We start from the raw sequence: 24983 nt of genomic DNA on the forward strand, positions 1-24983 counted from the left end.
TTTCAGTGAGTCTAAAAAATGAAAAAGTTAACTATTGGCTTAATTGGCAATCCTAATTCCGGCAAGACGACGCTTTTTAACCAGCTGACAGGGGCCCGCCAGCGCGTGGGCAACTGGGCTGGGGTAACGGTTGAGCGTAAAGAGGGTCAGTTTACGACAACCGACAACCAGGTCACGCTGGTTGACCTTCCCGGCACCTACTCCTTAACCACCATTTCGTCACAAACCTCGCTCGATGAGCAAATAGCCTGTCACTATATTCTGGGCGGCGACGCGGACCTGCTGATCAACGTGGTCGATGCCTCCAATCTCGAGCGTAACCTTTATCTGACGCTGCAGCTGCTGGAGCTGGGGATCCCCTGCATCGTGGCGCTCAACATGCTCGACATCGCGGAGAAACAGAAGCTGCGCATCGACGTCGATGCCCTCTCCGCGCGCCTGGGTTGCCCGGTGGTTCCGCTAGTCTCGACGCGCGCTCGCGGGATTGATTCCCTGAAGCTCGCCATCGATCGCCATGCGGGGAATCGCGACGTTGAACTGGTGCATTACGCGAAGCCCCTCCTGCGCGAAGCCCATATGCTGGCGCAGGAGATGGACAACAGTATGCCGGCGAAACAGCGGCTGTGGCTCGGCCTGCAGATGCTGGAAGGCGATATCTACAGCCGTGCTTACGCCGGACATGCGGCTGATAAACTCGACGTAACCATGGCGCGTCTGAGCGACGAGCTGGACGACCCGGCGCTGCACATCGCCGATGCCCGTTACCAGGCCATCGCGTCGATCTGCGATGTGGTCAGTAATGCCCTCACGGCAGAACCCAGCCGCTTTACGGCGGCGGTGGATAAGGTTGTGCTTAACCGCTTCCTCGGCTTGCCCATCTTCCTGCTGGTCATGTACGTGATGTTCCTGCTCGCCATTAACATCGGTGGCGCGCTCCAGCCGATTTTCGATGCCGGTTCCGTTGCGGTCTTCGTGCATGGAATTCAGTGGGTGGGCTACACCCTGCACTTCCCGGAATGGCTAACCATCTTCCTCGCACAGGGGATCGGCGGCGGTATCAACACCGTTCTGCCGCTGGTGCCGCAGATCGGCATGATGTACCTGTTCCTCTCGTTCCTGGAAGACTCCGGTTACATGGCGCGCGCCGCGTTCGTGATGGATCGCCTGATGCAGGCGCTGGGCCTGCCGGGTAAATCCTTCGTCCCGCTGATTGTCGGCTTTGGCTGTAACGTCCCGTCGGTGATGGGGGCGCGCACGCTTGATGCGCCGCGCGAACGTCTGATGACCATCATGATGGCGCCGTTCATGTCCTGCGGTGCCCGACTGGCGATCTTTGCCGTCTTTGCCGCCGCCTTCTTTGGCCAGCAGGGCGCGCTGGCGGTCTTCTCCCTGTATGTGCTGGGCATCGTGATGGCGATCCTCACTGGCTTGATGCTGAAACACACTATCATGCGGGGTGAAGCCTCACCGTTTGTGATGGAGCTGCCGGTCTATCACGTGCCGCATCTGAAAAGCCTGGTGATTCAGACCTGGCAGCGTCTGAAAGGCTTTGTGCTGCGCGCCGGTAAGGTAATTGTCATCGTCAGTGTTTTCCTGAGCGCGCTGAACAGCTTCACCCTTAGCGGGCAGGCGGCAGATAACATCAACGACTCGGCTCTTGCCTCCGTCAGCCGCGTCATCACCCCGGTCTTCAAACCGATTGGCGTGCATGAGGATAACTGGCAGGCAACCGTCGGGCTGTTCACCGGCGCGATGGCGAAAGAGGTGGTTGTCGGCACCCTGAATACGCTCTACACCGCAGAGAACATTCAGGAGCAGGAATTTGATCCAGCAGCGTTTCATCTCGGCCATGAACTGCTGGGTGCCGTAGAGGAAACCTGGCAGAGCCTGAAAGATACCTTTAGCCTGAGCGTGCTGGCCAACCCGATTGAAGCCAGCAAAGGCGACGGTGAAATGGCGACGGGCGCCATGGGCGTGATGAGCGAGAAATTTGGCAGCGCCTCCGCGGCCTATAGCTACCTCATCTTTGTTCTGCTCTATATCCCGTGCATTTCGGTGATGGGGGCAATTGCCCGTGAGTCCAGCCGCGGCTGGATGGGCTTCTCTATCCTGTGGGGGTTAAACATCGCCTACTCGCTGGCAACGCTCTTCTATCAGACCGTTAACTTCAGCCAGCATCCGCGCTACAGCCTGGTCTGCATCCTCGCGGTGGTTCTGTTTAACGTCATCGTGCTCGGCCTGTTACGACGCGCGCGCAGCCGCGTCGATATCGACCTGCTGGCGAAGCGTAAAACCGCCGCGACCTGCTGCAATAGCCCGGCGGGCGACTGTCACTAAGGAGCACCTCATGGCATCGTTGATTCAGGTTCGTGATCTGCTGGCGCTACAGGGACGGATGGAGGCCAGACAATTAAGCCTCACCCTGCATACGCCGCAGCCGATGATCGATGCCATGCTGGAAAGGCTTGAAGCGATGGGGAAAGCCGTGCGGATTCAGGAAGACGCGGAAGGTTGCCTCTCCGGCAGTTGTAAAAGCTGCCCGGAAGGTAAAGCCTGCCTCAGGGAGTGGTGGGCACTGCGATAATAAAGCCGGGCTGTGATGCCCGGCTTTATCGTATTACTTATAGACGTCCGCTGTTGCGCGTACGTTTTTGGTCTGTTTTTCAGCACTGGTGACAACGTAGTAGGTACCACCCAGCTCATCCGCTTTTTTCGACAGTTCTGCTCTTGCATCCATCGGCGCGGTGGTGTCAGACGTAGAAATCTCACCAATTTTGGTCAGATTCATTCCTGCAACTTTATCTTTTTCCAGCTCTTTTGCCGCAAAGGCGCCAAATGAAAGTGACCCAATAACCAGAGAAGTGACAATACCTGTAACAAGTTTCATAGCCTGACTCTCCATAGGATTGTTGTTTTGATTATCGTAGGCAGAACAACCGCAACGACAAATGGAGTATGGTTGCGGTATGTTACTTTTTCCAGGCTGGATGGAAAATAATCAGTCTAAACGTTGACTTAACGCAATGAGCGCTGAACAAAATTCCGCCGGATGAGAGATAAACGGGGCGTGCGCGGCTTTGGCAATGACCTGCGACTCGCTCTCCGGCCACAGCGCATCCAGAAGCGGAACCACTTTACGCGGCACCAGGCCGTCAAGGTAGCCATAGATACGCAGGTGCGGCATGGCCAGCGCAGCCAGCGGCTCGCGCAGGTCGACCGTTTTCAGGATCTCCAGCCCGCCGTTAAGCACCTCCACCTCCGGCATCGGCAGGGAAAGCACGGTCTGCTTCAGCGTTCTCGCATCCTGACGCGCGGTTTCTGTGCCCATCGTCTGCAGGGCGAGGAAGCGCTCGACGGTCCGCTGGAAATCTTCGCTCAGCTGTTGCTGGAAGCTCGCCAGCACGTCAGGTTTTATACCTGGCCACGCCTCTTGTGCGCTAAAGCAGGGCGACGAGGCCACGGTCACCAGCGCCTTCACGCGCTCGGGCTGCGACAGCGCAATCTGGCTTGCCACCAGCCCGCCCAGGCTCCAGCCGAGCCAGATGGCGTTTTGCGGCGCAGCGTCCAGAACCTGCCGGGCCATATCATCAAGCGACATCGCCCCAAAACCGCGGCTGCGGCCGAAACCGGGCAGATCCACCAGATGCAGGGTGAAATGCGAGGCAAGTTCCTCACTTATGCAATGCCATACTTCTGCATTCAGGCCCCATCCGTGCAGCAGCACAAGATGGCAATTTCCTGTTCCTGCAGTCTGCCACCACAGCGTCTTCATCAGTTACTGTTCTCTTTTTTCACATGGAGGTTGCACATGCTAACAGTGCCAGGCTTGTGCTGGCTATGCCAAATGCCGCTTGCGCTCAGCGGATGGGGTATCTGTTCTGTCTGCACGCGATCGTTCACAAGGCGTATCGCGACCTGCCCACAGTGCGGTTTACCGGCCACGAACCCCGCGTTTCCCTGCGGTCGTTGTCTAAAAAAAGCCCCGCCGTGGCACGCGCTGGTGGCCGTGGATGATTATGTTCCGCCGCTAAGCAGGCTTATTCATTCGCTGAAATTTTCCGGTCAAAGTTCGCTGGCCCCGTCCCTGGCCCGCCTGCTACTGCTGGCGGTTTTACAGGCACGGCGTCAGCGCGCCCTGCCGAAAATCGACAGGGTGGTAAACGTGCCCTTATACCAGCGTCGGCACTGGCGGCGCGGCTATAACCAGAGCGATCTGATCTGCCGCCCCCTCGCCCGCTGGCTTGGCTGTCGGTATGACGCCCGCGCGCTTACGCGTGTTCATGCCACCGCCATCCAGCATCAGCTCAACGCCCGGCTTCGCAAAAGAAACCTCAAAAATGCCTTTCGCCTTGAATTGCCGGTCGACGGCCTCCATATCGCGATTGTGGATGATGTCGTCACCACAGGCAGTACCGTTGCTGAACTTTCCCGACTGCTTTTGCAAAGCGGCGCCGCGTCGGTTCAGGTATGGTGTCTGTGCCGTACCTTGTAGCCCTTCTTCAATGGGCGTATGATTATACCCAGGTAATTTAGTCAACTATTAGGCCAAAGCTATGATCCGTATTTCCGATTCTGCACAAGCGCACTTTGCCAAACTGCTGGCAAATCAGGAAGAAGGGACGCAGATCCGCGTGTTTGTGATTAATCCAGGCACTCCGAATGCAGAATGTGGTGTTTCTTATTGTCCGCCGGACGCGGTGGAAGCCACCGACACTGCCCTGAAATTTGAACAGCTCACCGCCTACGTTGATGAGCTGAGCGCACCGTATCTTGAAGATGCGGAGATCGACTTCGTCACCGACCAGCTGGGTTCTCAGCTGACCCTGAAAGCGCCAAACGCGAAAATGCGCAAAGTCTCTGACGATGCCCCGCTGATGGAGCGCGTTGAGTATCTGCTGCAATCCCAGATCAACCCACAGCTGGCTGGCCACGGCGGTCGTGTCTCCCTGATGGAGATCACCGATGAAGGCTTCGCCATTCTGCAGTTTGGCGGCGGCTGTAACGGTTGTTCCATGGTGGATGTGACCCTGAAAGAAGGGATCGAGAAGCAGCTGCTGAACGAATTCCCGGAACTGAAAGGCGTACGCGACCTGACTGAACACCAGCGCGGCGAGCACTCATACTACTGATTCTTTGCCCGCCCGTATTGCCCGGTGGCGCTACGCTTACCGGGCCTACAAAACAGTTACTGCATTCGAATCCCAGGCCGGGTAAGGCGAAGCCGCCACCCGGCTTTTGTTATCCCGCCCCCCCTCTATATGTTGACCTGCGTCTCATAATTCAAATTTAGCCTCCCAGGGTGATTCTCAATCTCGACATGTTACCCGTATCATTCTCGTGGGCACTCAGCATCCTTATAACAGCCGACTAAACTTAATGGTTTCGAAGGCATCAGTATGAGTGCCGTAAACACTCTGTTCCCAGTTGGGACAATCGGAACTTGTCGTTGAAACAATGACGTTACCCATAACAATTCAAAGGCCAGGTAAATCATGCCATTAGTCATCGTTGCTATCGGTGTTGTGTTATTACTGCTCTTGATGATCCGTTTCAAAATGAACGGATTTATCGCTCTGGTTCTGGTGGCGCTTGCAGTCGGTCTGATGCAGGGGATGCCGCTGGTAAAAGTCATCAGCTCGATTAAAGCCGGTGTTGGCGGCACGCTCGGCAGCCTGGCGTTGATCATGGGCTTCGGCGCCATGCTCGGCAAAATGCTGGCGGACTGCGGGGGCGCCCAGCGTATTGCCACCACGCTTATCGACAAATTTGGTAAGAAGAACATCCAGTGGGCGGTGGTGTTAACCGGTTTTACCGTCGGTTTCGCGCTGTTCTATGAAGTGGGCTTCGTGCTGATGCTGCCGCTGGTATTTACCATCGCGGCTGCGGCGAGCATCCCGCTGCTGTATGTCGGTGTGCCAATGGCTGCGGCGCTGTCCGTTACCCACGGCTTCCTGCCGCCGCACCCGGGTCCAACCGCTATTGCGACCATCTTCCACGCGGATATGGGTAAAACCCTGCTGTTCGGTACCATTCTGGCGATCCCGACCGTTATTCTGGCCGGTCCGGTCTATGCCCGCTTCCTGAAAGGCATTGATAAGCCGATTCCGGAAGGTCTGTACAGCGCGAAAACCTTCACCGAAGAAGAGATGCCTGGCTTTGGCGTCAGCGTCTGGACCTCTCTGGTACCGGTGATCCTGATGGCGATGCGCGCCGTGGCGGAGATGATCCTGCCAAAAGGTCATGCATTCCTGTCCGTGGCCGAATTCCTGGGTGACCCGGTGATGGCAACCCTGATTGCGGTCCTGATCGCGATGTTCACCTTCGGTCTGAACCGCGGCCGTTCAATGGATCAGATCAACGACACGCTGACCTCGTCCATCAAAATCATTGCCATGATGCTGCTGATCATCGGCGGTGGCGGTGCGTTCAAGCAGGTTCTGGTCGACAGCGGCGTGGACAAATACATCGCGGCCATGATGCATGAAACCAATGTCTCCCCGCTCCTGATGGCCTGGTCCATCGCCGCGGTTCTGCGTATTGCGCTGGGCTCTGCGACCGTTGCGGCGATCACCGCAGGCGGTATCGTTGCCCCGCTGATTGCGACCACGGGCGTGAGCCCTGAGCTGATGGTTATTGCCGTCGGTTCTGGTAGCGTGATTTTCTCTCACGTTAACGACCCGGGCTTCTGGCTGTTCAAGGAGTACTTTAACCTGACAATCGGTGAAACCATCAAGTCCTGGTCCGCGCTGGAAACCATTATTTCGGTGTGCGGTCTGGTCGGGGTGTTGCTGTTGAATATGGTGGTTTGATGTAAAAAAGCCGGGTGGCGCTGACGCTTACCCGGCCTACATTCCATTCCCTCTCCCCCTGGGAGAGGGTTAGGGTGAGGGTGGAACTACCGCTTCTTGCCCACCGCCCTTCTGCGCTTATCCAAATCCTTAATCAGCCTGTTCACCCCGTCATCGGCAAACATCTTCTCAAGCGTAGTGGAAAGCTTGCGACGCCAGTTCTTGTACTGATAGCTGGTGCCCGGAATGTTGACCGGCTCCGCCATATCAATCCAGTCTTCCGGCTGCAGGCCCAGCAGGGCACTGTTGCTGTCGGCAATGTAACGCTGCAGACCACGGTTGAGCGTCGGGGTCATCGCCATCAGCGATGCCTTATGCCCGGCACGTTTCGGCAGACAGCCATGCTTATGCAGCGCATCCAGCAGGCCCTGCTTTGCCAGCTCGCGATCCTGATACAGGCCGCGAAGCACATCCTCATCCGGATAGAGACCCAGCGTTTTACCGAGCGTCAGATCCCCGCTTTCCCAATAGCCACGAAGCGTAGGAAGGTCATGCGTCGTCGCGACTGCCATTGACTGTTCAGGGTACGCTTTCGGCGCGCGGAAGGTTTTCTCATGGTCGTTTTCAAAATAGAGCACTTTATAGGAGTAAACGCCGCTGTCGCGGAGTTTGCTGACAATTTCCACCGGTACGGTGCCAAGATCTTCGCCGATCACCATGCACTGGTGACGCTTGCTTTCCAGCGCCAGGATCGACAGCAGATCGTCAACCGGATACTGCACATAGGCCCCGTGATCTGCCGTTTCACCGTACGGGATCCACCACAGGCGCAGCACAGACATCACGTGGTCGATACGCAATGCCCCGCAGTTCTGCATGTTGGCGCGCAGCAGGTCGATAAACGGCTCGTACGCGCGCGCCGCCATCACGTGCGGATCCATCGGCGGCAGGCCCCAGTTCTGGCCGAGCGGGCCAAGGATATCCGGTGGCGCGCCGACGGAGGCTTTCAGGCAGTAGAGTTCACGGTCGCACCAGGTTTCCGCACCGCCCTCTGCGACGCCGACGGCCAGGTCACGATACAGGCCGATCGGCATCTTATAGCCCTGGCTCACCTGCCAGCAGGCGGCAAACTGGCTGTACGCCAGCCACTGCAGCCACAGGTAGAAGTCCACTTCATCCGCGTGTTTTTTACAGAAGGCTTTCACTTCCGGCGTGTCGACGGACTGATACGCTTCCGGCCACACCGGCCAGCCCCAGCGCATTTCGTCCTCTTTCACCTGATATGCGTGCAGCGCATCAAATGCTGCCTGCCAGTACAGGCTCTCGCCCTCCTGAGTGACAAACTGACGGAAGGCCGCCATCTGCTCGTCATCGCGCTGCGAAAAGCTTTTCCACGACAGACGCAACGCGGCCATTTTCAGCGCCGTGACGGTAGAATAGTCCACCCAGTCCGCGTCACGCGCCTGCTTCAGCGCCTGCTGGGTGGTGCTGAGTTTCCACCACGCCTGCGCCTCCTGGCTGTTTTTGAAGTCGTCTAACGCATTAACATCGATATAAATCACGTTCAGCCAGCGGCGGGATGACGGGCTGTACGGGCTGGCGCTCTCCGGGTTGGCCGGATAAAGCGCATGGATCGGGTTGAGGCCGATAAACGCGCCGCCGCGTTCCCCCACGGAGGCCAGCATTTTCTTCAGATCGCCAAAATCACCGATACCCCAGTTGCTCTCTGAACGCAGGGTGTAGAGCTGCACGCAGGCGCCCCACAGCTTTTTACCCTCAAGCAACGCCTGCGGCTCATAGCAGCGTTTTGGCGCGACGATCACCCGGCAATGGAAGCGCTGGTCATCCTGGGTGAGCGTTAAGGAGTGGTAACCCTCCGGCAGCTTTGCCGGAAGGTTAAGGGTCTTACCGCCGGTGGCGTGGCCTTTATGCTGCTGGCCGTCTTCGGTGGTAAGCAGCCAGGTAAACTCGCCGCGCCCCTCCACCGTCAGCAGCATCTTTTTCCCCGAGGTGAAAACCTTCACGTTCGGCACCGGTGCAGCCGACGCTTTCGCGTCGGTTTTGTGCATGGCATCCAGCAAACGTCTTTTGGTGTCGGCGCCAATAGACTGCGGTTTGCCGTGAGCATTAATGTAACTGAGGCTGATCCCCGCCGCCTGCGCGGCGCTGTCCAGACGTTTACTCTCCATCGCGCTTCCTTAGCGTTTTGCCTGCCAGATACGGGCCTGATAATCACGGATTGAGCGGTCAGAGCTGAACATACCGCAGCGGGCAGTGTTCAGAATGCACGCCCGGGTCCACGCTTCCTGGTCGCGATACAGCACGTCGACCTGTTTTTGCGCGTCCACATAGGCTGTGAAATCGGCCATCACCAGATACGGGTCACCGCCGTGTTTGTCCATGCTGTGCAGCATCTGGTCAAACGCGTGCTTATCGCCGTCGCTGTATTTACCGCTTTCCAGCTCTTTCAGTACCGCATCCAGCACTTTGTCTTTCTTGCGCCACTTCACCGGATCGTAGCCTTTGGCCTTAATGGCTTTCACCTCTTCCACGGTGTGGCCGAAGATAAAGATATTCTCTTCACCCACCTTCTCGGCGATTTCGACGTTGGCCCCGTCGAGCGTACCGACGGTCAGCGCGCCATTCAGCGCCAGCTTCATGTTGCCGGTGCCGGAGGCTTCTTTACCCGCAGTCGAGATCTGCTCGGAAATATCCGCCGCCGGGATCAGCATTTCAGCCGCAGAGACGCAGTAGTCCGGCAGGAACACCACCTTCAGCTTGTCGCCCACTTTCGGATCGTTGTTGATCGCCGCCGCCACTTTGTTGATGGCGAGGATGATGTTTTTCGCCAGATAGTAGCCCGGCGCCGCTTTCGCACCGAACAGGAACACGCGCGGTACGCGGTCGGCCTGCGGGTTCTCGCGGATCTCTGTGTACAGCGCCAGAATGTGCAGCAGGTTCAGGTGCTGGCGTTTGTACTCGTGCAGACGTTTGATCTGGATATCGAAAATAGCATGCGGGTTGATCTCAATCCCGGTACGCGCTTTAACAAACGCCGCCAGACGGACTTTGTTCTCCTGCTTAATGGCGCGGTACTGCTCGCGGAATTTTGCGTCGTCCGCATATTTTTCCAGATTGATGAGCTGGTCCAGATCGTTGGCCCACTCTTTCTTCAGGGTTTTGTCCAGCAGACCGGCCAGCAGCGGATTGCACTGCTTGATCCAGCGACGCGGCGTAATGCCGTTGGTCACGTTATGGAATTTGGTCGGCCACAGCTGGTGATATTCCGGGAAGAGGTCTTTCACCACCAGATCCGAGTGCAGCGCCGCCACGCCGTTCACCGCGAAGCCGCTCACCACGCACATGTTCGCCATGCGAACCTGCTTATCGTGGACCACCGCCAGCTTCGCCCAGACCGCTTTGTTGCCCGGCCAGGTTTTATCCACCAGCGTTTTAAACTGGTCGTTAATCTTGTTGATGATCTGCATGTGGCGCGGCAGAAGGTTTTTCACCAGCTTCTCATCCCAGCACTCCAGCGCTTCTGGCATCAGGGTGTGGTTGGTGTAAGCGAAGGTACGGCTGGTAATCGCCCAGGCGTCATCCCAGCTCAGCTGATGCTCGTCGATCAGCACCCGCAGCAGTTCAGGAATGGCAATGGTCGGGTGCGTGTCGTTGAGCTGAATCACTTCGAAGTCCGGCAGCTGCGCCAGCTTGCGACCCGCCAGATGATGGCGGCGCAGAATGTCCGCCACAGAGCAGGCGCACTGGAAATACTGCTGCATCAGACGCAGTTTTTTACCCGCCAGGTGGTTGTCGTTCGGGTAGAGCACTTTGGTCAGCTTCTCGGCGTCGATGCCCTGCTGCTCAGCGCGCAGGAAATCACCGTCGTTGAATTTGGTCAGGTTAAACGGATGCGCATGCTTCGCCTGCCACAGACGCAGCGGCTGCGCCACGCCGTTACGGTAGCCGAGTACCGGCAGGTCCCAGGCTTCGCCGGTGATGGTGAACGCCGGTTCCCAGCGCCCCTGCTTCGTGACTTTCCCGCCAATCCCGACCTGCACATCCAGCTGCGCGTTATGGCGGAACCACGGGTAGGTGTTACGGTGCCAGTCGTCCGGCGCTTCCATCTGATGGCCATCGGCAAATGACTGACGGAACAGGCCGTACTGATAGTTCAGGCCATAGCCAATCGCCGACTGGCCGACGGTTGCCATGGAGTCCAGGAAACAGGCCGCCAGACGCCCCAGGCCACCGTTACCCAGCGCAGGGTCAATCTCTTCTTCCAGCAGGTCGGTAAGGTTAATATCGTGCTCTTTCAGCACGTCCCCCACCTCCTGATACCAGCCGAGGTTCAACAGGTTGTTGCCCGTCAGACGGCCAATCAGGAACTCCATTGAGATGTAGTTGACATGGCGCTGACCTTTTACCGGTTTTGCCAGAGGTTGAGCATCCAGCTGCTCTGCGAGCGCACCGCTCACTGCCTGCCACCACTGGTGAGGCGTCATTTCGTTAGCAGCATGAAGGCCAAAACGCTGCCACTGACGCGTCAGGGCAGCCTGGAATTGAGCTTTGTTGAAGGTAGGCTGTGACATAGGGGATCGGCATCCTTTAGAAAGAAAACACAAGTTGGCGCTAGTGTGCCTGGCTCATTTCACCTCTTCCTCCTCCCGCGGGGGATTAGACAGGGAGGAGTAGCGGGGATGAGCAGAAAAGTGTGATCGAGGCCACTCTCAGAGCATAGTTCGAGTGTGCCCGGAAGAGGAAATAGTCACCGTGGAGAATGTCAAAGAAATGAAATGCGGTTTCGGCTGAAATTAAAACGCGCTGAAATGATTACTTACGTAGAATAATATTTCTGCAATCAGGTCATTACTAAGGAGATTATTAATCCCCCTTAACTTTACACCGGGTATATTAAATTTTCCGTCACTATCCCTTTCTGAAACCAGTTTCAGCGCAGCCGCAACACAGCCATACAAGCCAGCACTGACAAGGCATCAAAGCCCTTTCCAGAAAGTTCCGCCATCCGCCTGAATGTTTTGTGACAGAGTGCAAATTCAGAGCCACCAAATTCAGACATAACTTGCAATAGTTAACTTATTGGCCGACCTTATATCTATTAATTACGAAGCGCAAAAAAAATAAAATCTCTCGTCCCCACAGTGAAGTGAAACCTATGTTGATTCCGTCAAAATTAAGTCGCCCGGTTCGCCTTGACCATACCGTGGTCCGCGAGCGTCTGTTGGCTAAACTTTCCGGCGCACATAATTTCCGACTGGCGCTGGTTACGAGCCCTGCAGGTTATGGAAAAACAACGCTCATTTCGCAATGGGCAGCAGGTAAGAGCGATCTTGGCTGGTACTCCCTTGATGAGGGCGATAACCAGCAAGAGCGTTTTGCCAGCTATCTGATTGCCGCTATTCAGCAGGCAACCAATGGACACTGCGTCGCCAGCGAGGTGATGGTGCAAAAGCGCCAGTACGCCAGCCTGTCCTCCCTTTTCTCCCAGCTGTTTATCGAGCTGGCCGAATGGCATCGTCCGCTATACGTGGTGATTGATGATTACCACCTCATTACCAACCCGGTGATTCATGAATCGATGCGTTTCTTCCTGCGTCATCAGCCGGAAAACCTGACCTTAGTGGTGCTGTCACGCAATCTGCCACAGCTGGGGATTGCAAACCTGCGCGTGCGCGATCAGCTTCTCGAAGTGGGCAGCCAGCAACTGGCCTTTACCCACCAGGAAGCAAAACAGTTCTTTGACTGCCGCCTGACGTCACCGATTGAGGCCGCCGAAAGCAGCCGCCTGTGCGACGACGTCGCCGGCTGGGCGACGGCGCTGCAGCTCATCGCCCTCTCTGCACGACAAAACAACAGCCCGGCACATCAGTCTGCGCGCCGCCTGGCGGGCATCAACGCCAGCCACCTTTCGGATTACCTCGTGGATGAGGTGCTGAACAGCGTTGATCCGGCGACCCGCAATTTCCTGCTGAAAAGCTCGCTGCTACGCTCCATGAACGATGCGTTAATCGTGCGCGTGACTGGGTGTGAAAACGGTCAGCTACAGCTTGAAGAGATTGAACGTCAGGGCCTGTTCCTGACCCGCATGGACGACCCCGGCGAGTGGTTTAGTTATCATCCGTTGTTTGGCAGCTTCCTGCGCCAGCGTTGCCAGTGGGAGCTGGCGGTTGAACTACCGGAAATTCACCGCGCCGCCGCCGAAAGCTGGATGGCGCAGGGTTTCCCGAGCGAAGCCATTCACCACGCCCTGGCGGCGGGTGATGCCAGCATGCTGCGCGATATCCTTCTCAACCATGCGTGGGGCCTGTTTAACCACAGCGAACTGACGCTGCTGGAAGAGTCGCTTAAAGCCCTGCCGTGGGAAAGCCTGCTGGAGAACCCACGTCTGGTGCTGCTTCAGGCCTGGCTGATGCAGAGCCAGCATCGCTACAGCGAAGTGAACACCCTGCTGGCCCGCGCGGAGCAGGAGATGGAAAGCAACATGGATACGCCCCTGCACGGTGAATTTAACGCCCTGCGGGCCCAGGTAGCAATTAACGACGGCGACCCGGATGAGGCTGAACGCCTGGCGATGGTTGCCCTGGATGAACTGCCGCTCGCCAACTTCTACAGCCGGATTGTTGCCACGTCGGTACACGGTGAAGTACTGCACTGCAAAGGCGAGCTGACGCGTTCCCTGTCGCTGATGCAACAAACCGAGCAGATGGCGCGTCGCCATGATGTCTGGCATTACGCGCTGTGGAGCCTGATCCAGCAAAGCGAAATTTTGTTCGCGCAGGGGTTCCTGCAGGCCGCCTGGGAAAACCAGGAAAAAGCGTTCCAGCTGATTCGTGAACAGCATCTTGAACAACTGCCGATGCACGAGTTCCTGCTGCGTATTCGCGCTCAGCTCCTGTGGGCATGGTCGCGTCTGGATGAAGCCGAAAGCTGCGCCCGCCAGGGTGTGGACGTCCTCTCCAGCTTCCAGCCTCAGCAGCAGCTACAGTGTCTGGCGCTGCTGGTGCAGTGCTCGCTGGCGCGCGGCGATCTCGATAACGCCCGCAACCATCTTAACCGCCTGGAAAACCTGCTCGGCAACGGTCAGTATCATAGCGACTGGGTTTCAAACGCCGATAAGGTCCGGGTGATTTACTGGCAGATGACCGGCGATAAAAAATCCGCCGCCAACTGGTTACGCCAGACGCCAAAACCGGAATTTGCCAATAACCATTTCCTGCAGAGCCAGTGGCGCAACATTGCCCGCGCGCAGATCCTGCTTGGTGAATTAGAGCCCGCAGAGATTGTGCTGGAGGAGTTGAACGAGAACGCGCGCAGCCTGCGTCTGATGAGCGACCTCAACCGCAACCTGCTCCTGCAAAACCAGCTCTACTGGCAGGCGGGCCGTAAAAACGATGCGCAGCGCGTGCTGCTGGAGGCGCTACAGCTGGCTAACCGCACCGGGTTTATCAGCCACTTTGTGATTGAAGGTGAAGTGATGGCGCAGCAGCTGCGTCAGCTTATTCAGCTCAATACGCTGCCGGAGCTGGATCAGCATCGCGCCCAGCGCATTCTGCGCGAGATTAACCAGCATCATCGCCACAAGTTTGCCCATTTCGACGAGAACTTCGTTGAACGTCTGCTGAACCACCCTGAAGTGCCGGAACTGATCCGTACCAGCCCGCTGACTCAGCGCGAATGGCAGGTTTTGGGGCTGATCTATTCCGGTTACAGCAATGAGCAGATTGCCGGTGAGCTGGCGGTAGCGGCGACCACCATCAAAACGCATATTCGTAATCTGTATCAGAAGCTGGGTGTGGCGCATCGTCAGGATGCGGTACAGCATGCGCAGCAATTGTTGAAGATGATGGGATACGGAGTGTAAGTCCTTTGCGGTCTGATGCCCTCACCCCGGCCCTCTCCCACAGGGAGAGGGAGAAAGGCTTCTCAACACAACTCTAACTGCAAATTATTATCTTTAATCACCTGCATAACGCCCGCCGGCGGCATCACGTCGGTATAGACCGCATCCACCATGCTGATGCTGCCCATGTTGACCATCGCGTTACGGCCAAACTTCGAGTGATCCACAACCAGCATCACGTGGCGCGAGTTTTCAATGATCGCCCGCTTGGTGCGTACTTCGTGGTAATCAAATTCCAGCAGCGAGCCGTCGCTGTCGATGCCGCTAATCCCGAGAATGCCGAAGTCGAGACGGAACTGAGAGATAAAATCGAGCGTCGCTTCACCGATAATCCCGCCATCGCGGCTGCGCAGTTCACCGCCGGCGAGAATAATGCGGAAATCGTCTTTCTGCATCAGAGTATTGGCCACGTTCAGGTTGTTGGTAACGATGCGCAGGTTCTCGTGATCCAGCAGGGCATGGGCCACCGCTTCCGGCGTGGTGCCGATATCAATAAACAGCGTCGCCCCGTTGGGGATCTGGCTGGCCACTTTACGGGCAATGCGCTCTTTTTCTGCCGTTTGCGTGGCTTTGCGGTCGTGCCAGGAGGTGTTGACCGAGCTGGACGGCAGCGCCGCGCCGCCGTGGTGGCGCAGAATGCGGTTTTGATCGGCCAGGTCGTTCAGGTCACGACGGATGGTTTGTGGGCTGACGGCAAACTGCTCAACCAGCTCTTCGGTGCTGACGTATCCCTGTTTTTTTACCAGTTCGATAATGGCGTCATGGCGTTGTGTTTGTTTCATCAATTATCCCTGAGAATTATGTTCGTTTTCGCGCATGGAGCGTGTCGGCAAAGGCCATCGCCAGCCCAACGGCCAGCCCGGTGACGTGCGCACCATTGGCGATAGACATACCAAACAGATCAAACCATCCGGCAATAAGCCATATTAACGCAAAGGTTATTAATCCGCGCTGCAGATAAATGCCACTTTCAGGGTCACGCTCCCCCCTGAGCCAGACATAGCCCATCAGGGCATACACCACGCCGGAGAGCCCGCCAAACCACGGGCCGCTGAATTTGTGCTGCACATAGCCGCTCAGCAGGGCGCTAATAATGGTGATAACGATCAGCTTCCCGCTGCCCAGACGCTTCTCCACGGCACCGCCGAGATACCACCACCAGAGCAGGTTAAAGAGGATATGCATCACCGAGAAGTGCATCAGCGCGTGGGTAAAGTAGCGCCAGACGTCAAAATTAAGAGACGGGTCATACGGCCACGCCAGGGCGATCATGACGCTCTGGTCGCCCACCACGTTCATGATAATGAAGACGATAATGCAGGCCGCCATCAGCAGCAGCGTAAACGGGCCTGCGCGCTCGCGAATGGTGGCAAGAAAAGGAAAGCGGCTGTAGTGCAATCCGCTACCTGTCTGGCCCGACTGCCAGCTTGCCGCCAGATAGCGCGGGTCACCAGGGTTTTCCAGAAAACGCGCCAGCTCGTCGTTTACCCGCCCGGCCTGGCTCTCATCGGCCAGCCAGACGTCGGTCTGTGTATGTTGCTGGATGGTCAGAATAACGCCCTGCGTCGCCATATAGTCGACAAACGCCTGGGCGACGCGCGGGTTGGTAAAAGAGGTGATCATCAACATGGGCAGCGGTCGCTTATTTCCACACAAAAGGGGACAGTATAGCGGGATCAGCGCTCAAAAGCGTATTCCACTTCCGCCGGGAAATGGCGATGCCAGGCATCGAAGCCACCATCGACGCTGTATACCGCCTCGTAACCCTGCTGAAGCAGATACTGCGCCGCGCCTTTACTGCTGTTGCCGTGGTAGCACATCACCATCACCGGCGTGTCGAAGTCGTTATCGCGCATAAAGGCGCCCAGCGTGTCGTTGGTGAGATGGAACGCGCCTGGCGTGTGGCCCATCGCAAAACTCTGCGGATCGCGGATGTCCACCAGCACCGCTTTTCCCTGGTGCATCTTCTGGTGGGCTTCTTCTACGTTAATACATTCAAACTGATCCATGGTGTTCTCTTTACAGTGGTCGGCGACATGATTTTACCGCGTAGTGTACGTCCTGGCGGCGGGTAAACGCCATTATGTTATCCATATCACTCTAAATTGTTTTTTTGATGTTACCAAAAGCGCGTTCCTTTGCTATTATGAGCGATATCGAACATTTCTGAGCTTTAACGAAAGTGCGTGAGGGTGTTATGGAAACCAAAGATCTGATTGTGATAGGCGGTGGCATCAACGGTGCCGGTATTGCGGTCGATGCCGCAGGACGCGGCTTATCCGTACTGATGCTGGAAGCTAACGATCTCGCCTGTGCGACCTCGTCCGCCAGCTCCAAACTGATTCACGGTGGCCTGCGCTACCTGGAACACTACGAATTCCGCCTGGTCAGTGAAGCACTGGCTGAACGTGAAGTGCTGTTAAAAATGGCGCCGCATCTGGCGATTCCGATGCGCTTCCGCCTGCCCCATCGCCCGCATCTGCGTCCGGCGTGGATGATCCGAATCGGTCTGTTTATGTACGATCATCTGGGTAAACGCACCAGCCTGCCGGGTTCGACCGGTTTGCGTTTTGGCTCAGAATCGGTCCTTAAACCTGAAATCGTGCGCGGTTTCGAATATTCCGACTGCTGGGTGGACGATGCGCGCCTGGTGCTGGCGAATGCGCAGATGGTCGAGAAGAAAGGCGGCGAGGTGAAAACCCGCACCCGTGCCACCGCCGCCCGCCGTGAAAACGGCCTGTGGATTGTCGAAGCGGAAGATATCGATACCGGCGAGAAATTCAGCTGGAAAGCGCGCGGCCTGGTGAACGCCACCGGTCCGTGGGTGAAACAGTTCTTTGACGACGGTATGCATCTGCCCTCCCCGTACGGCATTCGCCTGATCAAAGGCAGCCATATTGTGGTGCCGCGCGTGCATACCCAGAAACAGGCCTACATTCTGCAGAACGAAGACAAGCGCATTGTGTTCGTCATCCCGTGGATGGACGAATTCTCGATCATCGGCACCACCGACGTGGAGTACAAAGGCGATCCGAAAAACGTTGAGATCGACGAGAGCGAAGTTAACTACCTGCTGAAAGTGTATAACGCGCACTTTAAGAAACAGCTGTCGCGCGATGACGTGGTCTGGACTTACTCCGGCGTGCGTCCGCTGTGCGATGATGAATCGGATTCCCCGCAGGCCATCACCCGCGACTATACGCTTGATATTCACGACGTAGACGGTCAGGCGCCGCTGCTGTCGGTGTTTGGCGGTAAGCTCACCACCTACCGTAAGCTGGCCGAGCACGCGCTGGAAAAACTGGCACCGTACTACAAAGGCATTGGCCCGGCATGGACCAAAGACGCGGTACTGCCCGGCGGTGATATTGGCGGCAACCGCGATGATTACGCCGCGAAGCTGCGTCGTCGCTTCCCGTTCATCACCGAGGGGATGGCACGCCACTATGCCCGCACCTACGGCAGCAACACCGAACTGCTCCTGGGTGACGCGAAAGCGCTTGCCGATCTGGGCGAACATTTCGGTCACGAGCTGTACGAAGCCGAGCTGCGTTATCTGGTCGAACACGAATGGGTTCGCCGTCTGGACGATGCCATCTGGCGTCGTACCAAAGAAGGGATGTGGCTTAACGCCGAACAGCAGTCCCGCGTGGCGCAGTGGTTGCTGCAGCATGCGGGGAAGCGTGAGCTGTCGCTGGCGTCTTGATGTGTGCGGCCTGTCCCCTCACCCCAGCCCTCTCCCCTTGTACGGTCCGGGGACATAGTGAACGCTTGTTCGGGGACATGGTAGACACTTACAACTAAGGCATAAGAATCCGTTTATGGAGTCGCTTATGCCCTGGGATGCGAGAGATACCATGTCATTACGTACCGAGTTTGTTTTGTTCGCCTCGCAGGACGGGGCGAACATCCGTTCCCTCTGCCGTCGCTTCGGCATTTCACCTGCCACCGGCTACAAGTGGCTTCGTCGCTGGGCGGAGGAAGGGGCCTCCGGCCTTCAGGACCGCCCGCGCATACCGCACCATTCCCCGAACCGCTCATCTGACGACATCACTGCCCTGCTGCGCATGGCCCATGACCGTCATCAACGCTGGGGAGCCCGCAAGATTAAACGCTGGCTGGAAGACCAGGGGCACACCATGCCCGCCTTCAGCACCGTTCATACCCTGATGGCCCGTCACGGCCTGCTGCCGGGCACTTCACCGGGCATTCCCGCCACGGGACGGTTCGAACATGACGCGCCCAACCGGCTCTGGCAGATGGATTTTAAGGGCCACTTTCCCTTTGGCGGTGGCCGCTGCCATCCGCTCACTTTGCTGGACGACCACTCCCGTTTTTCCCTGTGCCTGGTGCACTGTAACGATGAACGTCGAGAGACCGTGCAGCAGCAGCTGGTCAGCGTGTTTGAACGCTACGGCCTGCCGGACAGGATGACGATGGATAACGGCTCACCGTGGGGAGACACCACCGGCACCTGGACGGCACTGGAGCTGTGGCTGATGCGCCAGGGTATCCGGGTGGGGCACTCCCGGCCGTATCATCCGCAGACGCAGGGCAAGCTGGAGCGTTTTCACCGCAGCCTGAAGGCGGAAGTGCTGCAGGGGAAGTGGTTCGCGGACAGCGGTGAACTGCAGCGCGCCTTCGACCACTGGCGGACGGTCTATAACCTTGAACGCCCGCATGAGGCGCTGGATATGGCGGTACCGGGCTCGCGGTATCAGCCGTCATCGCGACGGTACAGCGGCAACACAACGCCCCCGGAATACGACGAGGGCGTGATGGTCAGGAAAGTGGATATCAGCGGAAAGCTGAGCGTTAAAGGGGTAAGTCTGAGCGCGGGTAAAGCGTTCAGGGGAGAGCGGGTCGGACTGAAGGAGACGCAGGAGGATGGCTGCTATGAAGTGTGGTGGTACAGCACGAAAGTGGGGGTGATCGACCTGAAGAAAAAGTCGATCACCATGGGTAAAGGATGTTAAAAAGTGTTCACCATGTCCCCGAACACCTGTCTACCATGTCCCCGGACCGTACACCCCTCTGGGGAGAGGGTCAGGGTGAGGGGTTGTTTTTACAACCGCACCGGATCAATATGCCAGATCGTCTCGGCATACTCCTTGATGGTCCTGTCAGACGAGAAATACCCCATATTGGCGATGTTATGCATCGCGGCACTGGTCCACTTCTCCTGCTGACGGTACAGCTCGTCCACCCTGTCCTGACAATCCACATAGCTGCGATAATCTGCCAGTACCTGGTAGTGGTCACCAAAGTTAATCAGCGAATCCACCAGGTCGCGGTAACGGCCCGGCTCCTCAGGGCTAAACACGCCGGTCGCAATCTGCGTCAGCACCTGACGTAGCTCTTCATCCTCTTCGTAATATTCACGCGGCGAGTAGCCTTTCCGGCGCAGCGCCTCCACCTCTTCCGTCGTATTACCGAAGATAAAGATATTCTCTTCCCCCACATGCTCCAGCATCTCGACGTTCGCCCCGTCCAGGGTACCGATAGTCAGCGCGCCGTTGAGGGCAAACTTCATGTTACTGGTGCCGGAGGCTTCCGTTCCCGCGGTGGAGATCTGCTCAGAGAGATCCGCCGCCGGGATGATCAGCTGCGCCAGGCTGACGCTGTAGTTCGGGATAAACACCACCTTCAGCTTGTCACCAATATCCGGATCCTGGTTTACCACCTTCGCCACATCGTTGATCAGATGAATGATGTGCTTCGCCATGTAATAGGCGGAAGCCGCCTTACCGGCAAAGATCTTCACGCGCGGAACCCATTCCGCCGTTGGATCGGCCTTGATGCGGTTGTAATGGGTGATCACGTGCAGCACGTTCATCAGCTGACGCTTGTATTCGTGGATGCGTTTGATCTGCACGTCGAACAACGCTTTCGGGTTGGCCACCACGTTGAGGTGGAGCGCCAGCCAGACCGCCAGCCGTTTTTTGTTCAGCAGCTTGGCTTCGCGCACGGCCTTATTCACCGTCGGGAAATCAATATGCTGTTCAAGCTCGCTCAACTGGCTCAAATCGGTACGCCAGGTGCGGCCGATATTCTCGTCCAGCACCTCAGAGAGCGGCTGGTTAGCCAGCGCCAGCCAGCGGCGCGGCGTAACGCCGTTGGTAACGTTGCAGAAGCGCGTCGGGAAAATCTTCGCGAAATCCGCAAACAGCGACTGCACCATCAGGTTTGAGTGCAGCTCAGATACCCCGTTCACCTTGTGGCTGATCACCACCGCCAGCCAGGCCATGCGCACGCGGCGGCCGTTGGATTCATCAATGATGGATGCCCGGCTCAGCAGGCCAGTATCGTTCGGGTACTGCTCCTGCAGGGTCTTGAGGAAGTAGTCGTTAATCTCAAAGATAATCTGCAGATGGCGCGGCAGGATCTTGCCCAGCATATCCACCGGCCAGGTCTCCAGCGCTTCGCTCATCAGCGTGTGGTTGGTGTACGAGAACACCTGGCAGGTCACCTCAAAGGCGTCGTCCCAGCTGAACTTATGCTCGTCAATGAGCAGGCGCATCAGTTCCGGAATGGAGAGCACCGGGTGGGTGTCGTTGAGGTGAATCGCCGTTTTCTCCGCCAGATTGGCGTAGGTTCTGTGCAGCTGATGGTGGCGGCTGAGGATATCCTGAATCGTCGCGGAGACGAGGAAATATTCCTGACGCAGGCGCAGCTCACGGCCGGAATAGGTCGAGTCGTCCGGGTACAGCACGCGAGACACATTCTCGGAGTGGTTTTTATCCTCCACCGCCGCGAAGTAGTCACCCTGGTTAAATTTACCGAGGTTGATTTCACTACTGGCCTGCGCGCTCCACAGGCGCAGCGTGTTGGTGGCATCGGTGTCGTAGCCGGGGATAATCTGGTCGTAGGCCACGGCCAGGATCTCTTCGGTTTCTACCCAGCGGGATTTTTTCCCTTCCTGCTGAATACGCCCGCCAAAACGCACCTTGTAACGCGTATTGTGGCGTTTGAACTCCCACGGGTTACCGTACTCCAGCCAGTAGTCCGGTGACTCTTTCTGGCGCCCGTCGACGATATTCTGTTTGAACATGCCGTAGTCGTAGCGAATACCGTAGCCGCGGCCCGGCAGCGCCAGCGTCGCCAGCGAGTCGAGGAAGCAGGCGGCAAGACGCCCCAGACCGCCGTTACCGAGGCCCGGGTCGTTCTCTTCGTCGATCAGTTCTTCTAGATCTAACCCCATCTCTTCCAGCGCGGTTTTGACGTCGTCATAAATACCGAGCGACAACAGCGCATTGGACAGGGTGCGGCCAATCAAAAATTCCATCGACAGGTAGTAAACCTGTCGCGTTTCCTGCGAGAGCTGGGCGCGGTTTGAGCGCAGCCAGCGTTCCACTAAGCGGTCGCGCACCGCAAACAGGGTGGCGTTCAGCCACTCGTGCTTGTTGGCGATAACCGGATCTTTCCCGATGGTGAACATCAGCTTGTAGGCGATGGAGTGCTTTAACGCCTCAACGCTGAGCGTGGGTGAAGAGTAGCTAAAGGGAGCGTTCATATCAGTAACTTCGCCTCGTTACATCAAGCGTTGATAAAGATCGCGGTACGACTGCGCCGCGACATGCCAGCTAAAGTCCATGGACATCGCCTGACGTTGGACGTAACGCCACAGCGATGGACGGGACCACAAGACGAAAGCACGCCGAATCGCCCGTAGCAGCGACCAGGCATTACTGTCCTCAAAGACAAACCCGCTGGCGATACCGTCCGCCAGGTTTTCCAGAGAGCTATCGGATACCGTATCCGCCAGCCCGCCCGTGCGGCGTACCAGCGGCAGGGTGCCGTATTTCAGACCGTAGAGCTGCGTCAGGCCGCAGGGTTCGAAACGGCTCGGCACCAGAATGACGTCCGCGCCGCCCATAATGCGGTGCGAAAACGCCTCGTGATAACCAATCTGCACGCCCACCTGCCCCGGATGTTCCGCGGCGGCGGCCAGGAAACCTTCCTGCAGCACCGGGTCGCCCGCCCCGAGCAGGGCCAGTTGTCCCCCCTGCTCCAGTAAACCGGGCAGCGCCTCCAGCACCAGATCCAGCCCTTTCTGGCTGGTCAGGCGGCTCACTACCGCGAACAGCGGCACTTTGTCGTTAACCTTCAGGCCCATCGCAATCTGCAGCTGGCGTTTGTTTTCCGCTTTGTCTTCCACCGAATCACGGCCATAGCGCGACGCCAGCAGGAGATCGGTTTCCGGGCTCCAGATCTGTTCGTCGACGCCGTTCAGAATGCCCGACAGGCGCCCTTCACGATGGCGCTGGCGCAACAGCCCCTCCAGACCGTAGCCAAACTCAGGCTGGGTAATTTCGCGGGCGTAGGTTGGGCTCACGGCGGTAATATGATCGGCGTAATAGAGCCCGGCTTTCAGGAACGAGATCTGCCCGTTAAATTCCAGCCCATGCATGTTATAGAACGATAATGGCAGATCGATTTCACTCATGTGATGGGCATAGTACATCCCCTGATAGGCCAGGTTATGCACAGTGAAGACCGATTTCGCCGGGTGGCCGCGCGCGGCCAGGTATGCCGGGGCCAGCCCGGCGTGCCAGTCGTGCGCATGCACGACATCCGGGCGCCAGAACGGATCCAGCCCCGTCGCCATTTCTGCACCGACCCAGCCAAGCAGCGCAAAGCGCAACACGTTGTCGGTATAGGCGAACAGGTTCGTATCGTGATACGGGCTGCCCGGTCGGTCGTATAAGTGTGGCGCGTCGATCAGGTAGATCCCTACACCGTTGTAATGCCCAAACAGCAGGGTAATGCGTCCGGCAAACGTGTCACGGCGGGTCACCACTTTCGCATCAGGTATACCGCGCCGGATATCCGGGAAGGCGGGCAGCAGGACTCGGGTATCCACGCCTCCGGCGATTTGCGCCGCCGGTAATGCACCAAGTACATCTGCCAGACCGCCCGTTTTTAATAACGGGAACATCTCAGAACATACGTGTAAAACCTGCATCATCGCTCCTGTTTGATTTGCAGCTTCCGCAACATTTCCCGTGTGACTAACACGATCCCCTCTTCCGAACGGTAGAAACGACGCGCGTCTTCTTCCGCATTCTCCCCAATGACCATCCCTTCAGGGATGACGCAGGCACGGTCGATTACGCAACGACGCAGACGACACGAACGCCCTACCCAGACATCCGGCAGCAAGACTGCCGAATCGATATTACAGAATGAATTTATCCGCACGCGGGGGAACAGTACCGACTGCACCACCACCGAGCCTGAAATGATGCACCCGCCGGACACCAGCGAGTTCAGCGTCATACCGTGGCTACCGGAGCGGTCCTGAACGAATTTGGCCGGCGGCAGCGATTCCATATGTGTACGAATCGGCCAGTTTTGATCGTACATATCCAGCTCAGGCGTGACGGAGGCTAAGTCGAGGTTCGCTTTCCAGTACGCTTCCAGCGTTCCCACATCGCGCCAGTAAGGTTCCGCATTCGGGTCTGACTGCACGCAGGACAACGGGAATGGATGTGCATACGCCATGCCAGCTTTGGTGATTTTCGGAATGATGTCTTTACCGAAGTCGTGGCTAGAATTTTCGTCTTTGTCGTCTTCTTCCAGCAGCTCATAAAGATAATCGGCATCAAAGACATAGATCCCCATGCTGGCAAGGGATTTGGTGTCATCACCCGGCATGGTTGGCGGGTTCGCCGGTTTTTCAACGAAGTCGATGATTTTGTCGTCCGCGTCCACGTGCATCACGCCAAACGCCGTCGCTTCAGCAACGGGCACCGGCAGACACGCCACGGTGCAGCGCGCCCCTTTTTCGACGTGGTCGATGAGCATGTGGGAGTAATCTTGCTTGTAGATGTGGTCCCCGGCGAGGATCACGATGTATTCCGCGTTATAGCGGCGAATGATGTCGAGGTTCTGCGTCACTGCATCCGCCGTGCCGCGGTACCAGTTTTCCCCGTGAACGCGCTGCTGAGCAGGAAGCAGATCGACAAACTCGTTCATCTCTTCGCTGAAGAATGACCAGCCGCGCTGGATATGCTGAACCAGCGTGTGCGACTGATACTGCGTAATGACGCCAATGCGGCGAATGCCTGAGTTCAGGCAATTGGAGAGCGCAAAGTCGATAATGCGGAACTTACCACCAAAGTGAACAGCCGGTTTGGCGCGCTTGATGGTCAAATCTTTCAGACGGGTACCACGCCCACCCGCAAGGATCAGGGCAACCGTTTTTAATGGTAGCTGGCGTGCCAACATTAAGGGATCGTTCTTCTCTAATCTAACCATGACTAACTCCTTTT

At 57.3% G+C, this 24983-nt stretch carries 18 protein-coding genes; 8 read left to right on the forward strand and 10 right to left on the reverse strand.

The window, feature by feature from the left end; all coding sequences use genetic code 11:
* Positions 1–18: 18 nt before the first annotated feature.
* The gene (gene feoB, locus SP99_RS20780; protein WP_045285983.1) at positions 19–2337 is read left to right on the forward strand and encodes a Fe(2+) transporter permease subunit FeoB; all 2319 of its coding nucleotides are present in this window, start codon (positions 19–21) and stop codon (positions 2335–2337) included.
* Positions 2338–2347: 10 nt separating this feature from the next.
* Positions 2348–2584 carry a [Fe-S]-dependent transcriptional repressor FeoC gene (gene feoC, locus SP99_RS20785; RefSeq protein ID WP_025758111.1) on the forward strand — a complete coding sequence of 79 codons (237 nt, stop codon included), beginning with the start codon at positions 2348–2350 and terminating at the stop codon, positions 2582–2584.
* 33 nt (positions 2585–2617) lie between these two features.
* Here feoC and SP99_RS20790 read toward each other — a convergent pair whose 3' ends face one another.
* Both SP99_RS20790 and bioH read right to left on the reverse strand, forming a co-directional pair.
* A complete protein-coding gene (locus SP99_RS20790; RefSeq protein ID WP_045285984.1) occupies positions 2618–2887 on the reverse strand; it encodes a YdgH/BhsA/McbA-like domain containing protein in 270 nt (89 codons plus the stop codon).
* Positions 2888–2998: 111 nt separating this feature from the next.
* A complete protein-coding gene (gene bioH, locus SP99_RS20795) occupies positions 2999–3772 on the reverse strand; it encodes a pimeloyl-ACP methyl ester esterase BioH (protein WP_047959619.1) in 774 nt (257 codons plus the stop codon).
* A 36-nt stretch (positions 3773–3808) separates the two neighbouring features.
* Here bioH and gntX point away from each other — a divergent pair, with 36 nt between their 5' ends.
* The 3 genes from gntX to gntT all read left to right on the forward strand — a co-directional run bounded on the left by gntX (position 3809) and on the right by gntT (position 6809).
* Positions 3809–4492 (forward strand): DNA utilization protein GntX, encoded by a 684-nt coding sequence (gntX, locus tag SP99_RS20800; protein ID WP_047959620.1) that lies wholly within the window; start codon positions 3809–3811, stop codon positions 4490–4492.
* A 61-nt stretch (positions 4493–4553) separates the two neighbouring features.
* Complete coding sequence (gene nfuA / locus SP99_RS20805) at positions 4554–5129, forward strand: Fe-S biogenesis protein NfuA (protein ID WP_008503055.1); 576 nt, start codon at positions 4554–4556, stop codon at positions 5127–5129.
* A gap of 363 nt (positions 5130–5492) precedes the next feature.
* Entirely contained in the window at positions 5493–6809 is a 1317-nt protein-coding gene (gene gntT / locus SP99_RS20810) for a gluconate transporter (protein ID WP_024907902.1), read from the forward strand.
* A gap of 86 nt (positions 6810–6895) precedes the next feature.
* On the opposite strand, the gene malQ is transcribed toward gntT, so the two are convergent.
* Positions 6896–8977, reverse strand: a complete 2082-nt coding sequence (malQ, locus tag SP99_RS20815; RefSeq protein WP_047959621.1) for a 4-alpha-glucanotransferase — start codon at positions 8975–8977, stop codon at positions 6896–6898.
* 9 nt (positions 8978–8986) lie between these two features.
* Positions 8987–11380: a maltodextrin phosphorylase gene (malP, locus tag SP99_RS20820; protein WP_047959622.1), complete on the reverse strand. Its 2394-nt coding sequence runs from the start codon at positions 11378–11380 to the stop codon at positions 8987–8989.
* A gap of 584 nt (positions 11381–11964) precedes the next feature.
* On the opposite strand from malP, the gene malT reads away from it, so the two are divergent.
* Positions 11965–14670, forward strand: a complete 2706-nt coding sequence (gene malT, locus SP99_RS20825; protein WP_045285989.1) for an HTH-type transcriptional regulator MalT — start codon at positions 11965–11967, stop codon at positions 14668–14670.
* 62 nt (positions 14671–14732) lie between these two features.
* Here malT and SP99_RS20830 read toward each other — a convergent pair whose 3' ends face one another.
* Genes SP99_RS20830 through glpE form a run of 3 tightly spaced genes read right to left on the reverse strand, consistent with a single transcriptional unit; the run spans position 14733 to position 16718 of the window.
* On the reverse strand, positions 14733–15491 hold the full coding sequence (locus SP99_RS20830) for a DeoR/GlpR family transcriptional regulator (RefSeq protein ID WP_025758123.1): 759 nt from the start codon (positions 15489–15491) through the stop codon (positions 14733–14735).
* Positions 15492–15507: 16 nt separating this feature from the next.
* The gene (glpG, locus tag SP99_RS20835) at positions 15508–16338 is read right to left on the reverse strand and encodes a rhomboid family intramembrane serine protease GlpG (RefSeq protein ID WP_047959623.1); all 831 of its coding nucleotides are present in this window, start codon (positions 16336–16338) and stop codon (positions 15508–15510) included.
* A gap of 47 nt (positions 16339–16385) precedes the next feature.
* Positions 16386–16718: a thiosulfate sulfurtransferase GlpE gene (gene glpE, locus SP99_RS20840; RefSeq protein WP_003861590.1), complete on the reverse strand. Its 333-nt coding sequence runs from the start codon at positions 16716–16718 to the stop codon at positions 16386–16388.
* A gap of 188 nt (positions 16719–16906) precedes the next feature.
* On the opposite strand from glpE, the gene glpD reads away from it, so the two are divergent.
* Together glpD and SP99_RS20850 are read left to right on the forward strand one after the other, a co-directional pair.
* On the forward strand, positions 16907–18415 hold the full coding sequence (gene glpD, locus SP99_RS20845) for a glycerol-3-phosphate dehydrogenase (RefSeq protein WP_025758126.1): 1509 nt from the start codon (positions 16907–16909) through the stop codon (positions 18413–18415).
* Positions 18416–18542: 127 nt separating this feature from the next.
* Positions 18543–19685 (forward strand): IS481 family transposase, encoded by a 1143-nt coding sequence (locus SP99_RS20850; protein WP_047958346.1) that lies wholly within the window; start codon positions 18543–18545, stop codon positions 19683–19685.
* A gap of 89 nt (positions 19686–19774) precedes the next feature.
* Here SP99_RS20850 and glgP read toward each other — a convergent pair whose 3' ends face one another.
* From glgP to glgC, 3 genes are read right to left on the reverse strand one after another with little or no spacing between them, the layout of a single operon-like run.
* Positions 19775–22222, reverse strand: coding sequence for a glycogen phosphorylase (glgP, locus tag SP99_RS20855; RefSeq protein WP_025759653.1), 2448 nt, complete (start codon positions 22220–22222; stop codon positions 19775–19777).
* A gap of 18 nt (positions 22223–22240) precedes the next feature.
* On the reverse strand, positions 22241–23674 hold the full coding sequence (gene glgA, locus SP99_RS20860) for a glycogen synthase GlgA (RefSeq protein ID WP_025759652.1): 1434 nt from the start codon (positions 23672–23674) through the stop codon (positions 22241–22243).
* Entirely contained in the window at positions 23674–24969 is a 1296-nt protein-coding gene (gene glgC / locus SP99_RS20865) for a glucose-1-phosphate adenylyltransferase (protein WP_008503066.1), read from the reverse strand. The genes glgA and glgC overlap by 1 nt, the downstream gene beginning before the upstream one ends.
* Between the last annotated feature and the right edge of the window lie 14 nt (positions 24970–24983).

It is taken from the genome of Enterobacter sp. BIDMC92, from assembly GCF_001030225.1.
GTDB classification, from domain to species: domain Bacteria; phylum Pseudomonadota; class Gammaproteobacteria; order Enterobacterales; family Enterobacteriaceae; genus Enterobacter; species Enterobacter sichuanensis.

Bases quoted from the DNA above. Each gene is read 5' to 3' on its own strand.
- feoB (WP_045285983.1), top strand. From the start codon at position 19: ATGAAAAAGTTAACTATTGGCTTAATTGGCAATCCTAATTCCGGCAAG.
- feoC (WP_025758111.1), top strand. From the start codon at position 2,348: ATGGCATCGTTGATTCAGGTTCGTGATCTGCTGGCGCTACAGGGACGG.
- SP99_RS20790 (WP_045285984.1), bottom strand. From the start codon at position 2,887: ATGAAACTTGTTACAGGTATTGTCACTTCTCTGGTTATTGGGTCACTT.
- bioH (WP_047959619.1), bottom strand. From the start codon at position 3,772: ATGAAGACGCTGTGGTGGCAGACTGCAGGAACAGGAAATTGCCATCTT.
- gntX (WP_047959620.1), top strand. From the start codon at position 3,809: ATGCTAACAGTGCCAGGCTTGTGCTGGCTATGCCAAATGCCGCTTGCG.
- nfuA (WP_008503055.1), top strand. From the start codon at position 4,554: ATGATCCGTATTTCCGATTCTGCACAAGCGCACTTTGCCAAACTGCTG.
- gntT (WP_024907902.1), top strand. From the start codon at position 5,493: ATGCCATTAGTCATCGTTGCTATCGGTGTTGTGTTATTACTGCTCTTG.
- malQ (WP_047959621.1), bottom strand. From the start codon at position 8,977: ATGGAGAGTAAACGTCTGGACAGCGCCGCGCAGGCGGCGGGGATCAGC.
- malP (WP_047959622.1), bottom strand. From the start codon at position 11,380: ATGTCACAGCCTACCTTCAACAAAGCTCAATTCCAGGCTGCCCTGACG.
- malT (WP_045285989.1), top strand. From the start codon at position 11,965: ATGTTGATTCCGTCAAAATTAAGTCGCCCGGTTCGCCTTGACCATACC.
- SP99_RS20830 (WP_025758123.1), bottom strand. From the start codon at position 15,491: ATGAAACAAACACAACGCCATGACGCCATTATCGAACTGGTAAAAAAA.
- glpG (WP_047959623.1), bottom strand. From the start codon at position 16,338: ATGTTGATGATCACCTCTTTTACCAACCCGCGCGTCGCCCAGGCGTTT.
- glpE (WP_003861590.1), bottom strand. From the start codon at position 16,718: ATGGATCAGTTTGAATGTATTAACGTAGAAGAAGCCCACCAGAAGATG.
- glpD (WP_025758126.1), top strand. From the start codon at position 16,907: ATGGAAACCAAAGATCTGATTGTGATAGGCGGTGGCATCAACGGTGCC.
- SP99_RS20850 (WP_047958346.1), top strand. From the start codon at position 18,543: ATGCCCTGGGATGCGAGAGATACCATGTCATTACGTACCGAGTTTGTT.
- glgP (WP_025759653.1), bottom strand. From the start codon at position 22,222: ATGAACGCTCCCTTTAGCTACTCTTCACCCACGCTCAGCGTTGAGGCG.
- glgA (WP_025759652.1), bottom strand. From the start codon at position 23,674: ATGCAGGTTTTACACGTATGTTCTGAGATGTTCCCGTTATTAAAAACG.
- glgC (WP_008503066.1), bottom strand. From the start codon at position 24,969: ATGGTTAGATTAGAGAAGAACGATCCCTTAATGTTGGCACGCCAGCTA.